Origin of the sequence: Streptococcus sp. E29BA, assembly GCF_041807805.1 — a bacterium.
In the GTDB taxonomy this organism is placed as follows: Bacteria; Bacillota; Bacilli; order Lactobacillales; family Streptococcaceae; genus Streptococcus; species Streptococcus entericus.
The window spans coordinates 1-4,612 of record NZ_JBGTZA010000063.1 but is presented as its reverse complement, the minus strand read 5'-3'; the positions used below and the strand labels follow the sequence as shown (position 1 = coordinate 4,612).

Here is a 4,612-nt window from a genome sequence, read left to right as displayed (position 1 = left end):
GGTACAACGTTTGATGACAGAGATGAAACTAGCTGCTCGTATTCGTCGGAAACGCAAGTATTCCTCTTACAAGGGCGTTGAAGTACGTGGTAGACGAGCCACCGCCGTCTAGGTTATAGGCTAAATCAGCGCCATAACTCTGCATGACCTCAGCCAGTTCATAGAGGGTCAGACCAGAGCTCTCATCGCTGCGACCGTCAGAGACGACGATGAGATAGTGAAGAGAGCCGTCCTCTTCCTCGATAATTCCAATAGCTGTCCGAGGATTATCTGCCATGGCACGACCAACCTCGTCAGTTGTCGACACAGCAATGTCACCATCCTTAACCAAGGTTGGTCCAAAGGTAAAGGTATTGACCACACCACTGTCCAATAAGGCTTGCGCCGTCGTGTCACTCTCTGAAATCACATCAAGCGTGCCATCGGCATATTGCACCAAATCCTCATAGTCACTGCTTCTAGCCACATCACGATAGAGTACCCCATTTTTGATGACATAGCCCGTCTGGTTTGCCCCGTAGTAGTCTCCATTGATGGCAAAGATGCCCTTGTTTGCCGCTGCCGTGCTAGAGGTCGTCGCGGTGATGTTGGTCCCATAGGTATCCTGCGCCAGCGCCGTCCTGAGCAAGCTCGGATCACTGATTCGCACATCCGCCACATAAATGGTCGTGTCACTCTGACGAATGGTCTCAATGGCTATGGCGATATTATCGTCTGTGTAGCTGCTATCGGTCACTGTTGCTGTGCCTGCGGCCATAGCAGAGCTACCAGTTGTTGTTCCAGTGCTGGAGCTGATGGGCGTTGCCTGCACTTGACCGGTCTCTGCGACACTGACCACCGCTGTTGGCAGAACAAAAGTTTTTAGAAGACTATAGGCATTTGCCGTCAGCAAGACACTGGAAAATAAAATCGTATAGGCATGTTTTTTGATTTGTTTCATTAAGCAGTCCCCTTCTTTTTGATTGCCCTAGTTTACGTCGCTAGGTTAAAAGAAAACTTAAAGAATTCTTTATAAAATCTTAAATTTCTGTTTTTTCAGACAAATATGGGTTTTATCCAATAAAAAAAGAGGACTATCGTCCTCAGCAGTCCTGTATGACATTCACTGTTCGGCTGACTTCCTGAAAGCCGAGTGCTTGATGGCAAAAATGACTCGCTTGGTTGTCTAGGGCATAATTAGAGGCAATCTGGCTCAATCCCTGTCCTTTTGCCCACTCTTTCGCAAAAGTAACCAGTTTTCTAGCCAATCCTTGGCGACGATAACTGGGTAAGACAAACACTCCTTCTAAGAATGCAACAGGAGAGCCTTTCGTCCCTTCGACATAGTCATATCTGGTGGATAAGCTGATAAAGGCGACAGCTCTGCCATCGTCCCAAAAAAGAAACTCATACGGGAATCGACCAGCTAAAAAGTCTGCCACCAAGTCCTGAGTCTCAGGCGACCACAACTGGCTGGCGAGGTCTGCCCAATGCGTTACCGTATTTGAGGTAACAGGTTCAATCATCAGTCACTCCTCCCCATTCTTTTGCTTGTGTTAAAAAGTTTACTGAACCTCATTGCACTTTTTTTCAGGCGATGACCCTAAACTCCCCATTAGGGAAGCCTCGCCCTTGCGTCTCTAGGCTCGGGTTAAAATAGCCTATCCGTAGGCTATTTTAATACTCTTTCTCATTGTAGCCAAAATCTGCCAAGTCCAGCTTCTTGTCTCGCCAATTTTTCTTGACTTTGACCCAGATTTCGAGGAAGACCTTGTCGCCTAGCATGAGTTCGATGTCACGGCGGGCAAGGGAGCCGATTTTTTTCAGCATGGCACCACCTTTTCCGATGACAATGCCTTTTTGGCTGTCCCGCTCGACCATGATGGTCGCTTGAATATGAACCTTGTCGGTCTCCTCATCTCGCTTCATTGACTCAATGACCACCGCTACCGAATGTGGAATCTCTTCGCGGGTCAAATGCAAGACCTTCTCTCGAATCATCTCCGACACCAAGAACCGCTCGGGATGGTCGGTAATCTGATCTTCTGGGAAATACTGGAAGCCCTCTTCCAGATTGTCCTTAAGAATCTCCATCAGGCGATTGATATTGTTTCCTTGAGTGGCTGAAATCGGCACAATTTCCTTGAAGTCCATCTGACTTCTGAAGTCATCAATCTGCTCCAAGAGCTGGTCAGGGTGCACCTTGTCAATCTTATTAATGACCAAAATAACAGGGATATTGGCCTTTTTTAAGCGCTCGATAATCATGTCATCGCCCTTGCCTCGCTTCTCATCAGCAGGTACCATAAAGAGCACCGTCTCCACCTCACGCAGGGTCGAGTAGGCCGCATCTACCATAAAATCCCCCAGAGCCGTCTTGGGCTTATGAATCCCTGGCGTGTCGATAAAGACAATTTGCTCCGTCTCAGTCGTGTAAATACCCATAATCTTGTTACGGGTCGTCTGCGCCTTATCGCTCATGATGGCAATTTTTTGCCCCATCACATAATTCAAAAAGGTTGATTTGCCGACGTTTGGTCGACCTAAAATCGCTACAAAGCCTGATTTAAACATAACTTAAGATACAAAGGACGTCAAAAGCCAAGTCAAAATAGGGAATGACCCGAAAATCCTGATTTTCGAGGTCGTTCATCTTTTTGACACAGCTTTTAGTCCGTGTTCAGTTGGAACACAAACCCGTCCCACTCCTTTCATTTTCTATTACTTTTAGTGTCCCATGGCAAAGCTGCCAGACACACATTCTTCAATCATCAAACGGTGGCTGTCAAAAGCCAATGCCAACTGGTCAATCTCCTCTTTTGTGAAAAAACGTAACTCTAGACTTTCATCATCACGGTGAGTGCTAATGTCATAGCTCTCTTCTGCTACCATTTCATAGATAAAGGTGATGGATTGGCAAATATCGCCGTTAGGATAATGATGCTCGCTGTTCGTGTAGACATTAAGCAAACGTTTGGCAGCCACCTTAATGCCTGTCTCCTCAGCAAACTCACGAATGGCTGTTTCCAGAGAGATTTCACCGAGTTCCATAGCGCTCCCCCCCCTCTTATGTCAAGTAACTGACACTATTTATTTGCTAGATTACACACTCATTATACCACAAACTATCCCATCAAGAAAGAGACTTGCTAGGATACAAGTCTCCTCCTCAGCTATTTGTAGATGACTGTAAAAAATCCAAGACAATCAACCACAACTTTGTCAACGTGTGCAACTACAATTTCTTTGCTTAACCTCTTATCAGTTGGCAACTGAGCATAGCTAGCTTCTTTCAACTGCTCTTCCAAAGCCTGAACAGATTTATCCACTTCCTTTTTCTTGGCAATATAATCTTCTCTGGTCAACAAGCTATCCTTGTAGTCCTGAAAGCAGGCGAGTTTTTCTGTCTTCAATCGTTCAATTTCCCGAACAACAAGGGTCTTAGATACCTTTTGATGAGGTTTTACTGCTTCATCTCCTGGTTTCCCTTTGATTGCTTGTTCAATCCTATCCACTCGACAAGACTTCATTTTTTCTCCCTGCCCCTTACAATAACGACAGGAAAATATTGGTAACCTTGATGGTTGTAATGTCCAATCAACGAATGATCACAGTGCTCACAACGAATCAGACCTGTCAATACAGATGATGTTTTAGGTATCTGATGCTGTTTTCTTTTTGTGGCTTTTGATCCTTTTAATTGGACAACTTGTTCAAATAGTTCTGATGAAATAATCGCTTCGTGATTGTTCTCAACCCGCTCCCACTCTAATTTTGGTCTGAAAACATGCTTCCCCCTTACATACGTCCGAGTATTAAACAGATAAGTTCCCTTATAGGCTTCATTCTTTAAAATTTGACCAACGGTATTGCTACTCTAAACATTTCGTTTTTGCTCAGTTGTTAAACGGAGTGACTTTGCGTAACGTGCCTGACTGATTTACATCTTTCGTTCTGCTGGAGTAATGACTTGTTCTTCATTCAGGAGTCGAGCAATTGTTTGGTAACTATTACCATCAAGGTACAAGGCGAAAATCCGTCGAACAATTGGTGCAACTGTCTCGTCAATAATAATCTTGAAACGGTCCTCTGGATCCTTGAGATAACCAAACGGGGGCAACCAGCTCATGTTTTTGCCCGAGCGTTTCATGCTGTTCATCGCACTCTTGACCTTCTCAGAAACATCTTTGGCATAGAAATCATTGAGTAAATTCCGAAATGGCACATCAATATCTAAGCCATTATTCTCAGAAACCATGCTATCGTACTGGTCATTGAGAGCGATAAATCGAACCCCAAGAAAAGGAAAGATATTTTCCAAATAGTTCCCTAACTCCAGATAATCACGCATAAATCGGGACAAGTCTTTAACAAGGATATGACGGATAGTTCCAGACTTAACATCGGCCATCAAGCGTTGAAAGGCTGGACGATTGAGAGTGGTTCCTGAAAAACCATCGTCCACAAATTCCAAGCGCTCCCAATTCTTAAACTCAGGTGTTTGGTCAAGGTAATGGTTGAAAAGGCACCCCTTTTCTGTACAATTTTTATAAAGCGTTTTTGTTAAGCGATAACTCGCTTAACCATAGGTGTTTGGTAATCGAGACTACCGTGAATGCGATGATGGTTCCAC

General features: G+C 44.6%; 5 protein-coding genes and 1 pseudogene. All 6 read right to left on the bottom strand.

What is annotated here, in order from left to right; translation table 11 throughout:
* Positions 1–28 precede the first annotated feature (28 nt).
* The 6 genes and pseudogenes from ACERC8_RS09795 to ACERC8_RS09770 all read right to left on the bottom strand — a co-directional run bounded on the left by ACERC8_RS09795 (position 29) and on the right by ACERC8_RS09770 (position 4,444).
* Positions 29–940 (bottom strand): phosphodiester glycosidase family protein, encoded by a 912-nt coding sequence (locus tag ACERC8_RS09795; protein WP_373659680.1) that lies wholly within the window; start codon positions 938–940, stop codon positions 29–31.
* Positions 941–1,082: 142 nt separating this feature from the next.
* Positions 1,083–1,505: a GNAT family N-acetyltransferase gene (locus ACERC8_RS09790; protein ID WP_373659678.1), complete on the bottom strand. Its 423-nt coding sequence runs from the start codon at positions 1,503–1,505 to the stop codon at positions 1,083–1,085.
* A gap of 151 nt (positions 1,506–1,656) precedes the next feature.
* Positions 1,657–2,553 carry a GTPase Era gene (era, locus tag ACERC8_RS09785; RefSeq protein ID WP_373659677.1) on the bottom strand — a complete coding sequence of 299 codons (897 nt, stop codon included), beginning with the start codon at positions 2,551–2,553 and terminating at the stop codon, positions 1,657–1,659.
* 153 nt (positions 2,554–2,706) lie between these two features.
* Positions 2,707–3,030 carry an NUDIX domain-containing protein gene (locus ACERC8_RS09780; protein WP_373659676.1) on the bottom strand — a complete coding sequence of 108 codons (324 nt, stop codon included), beginning with the start codon at positions 3,028–3,030 and terminating at the stop codon, positions 2,707–2,709.
* A gap of 122 nt (positions 3,031–3,152) precedes the next feature.
* Entirely contained in the window at positions 3,153–3,509 is a 357-nt protein-coding gene (locus tag ACERC8_RS09775) for a hypothetical protein (protein WP_373659675.1), read from the bottom strand.
* Positions 3,506–4,444 (bottom strand): annotated as a pseudogene (locus ACERC8_RS09770) (recombinase family protein). Before ACERC8_RS09770 ends, ACERC8_RS09775 begins: the two are co-directional and overlap by 4 nt.
* Positions 4,445–4,612: the final 168 nt, after the last annotated feature.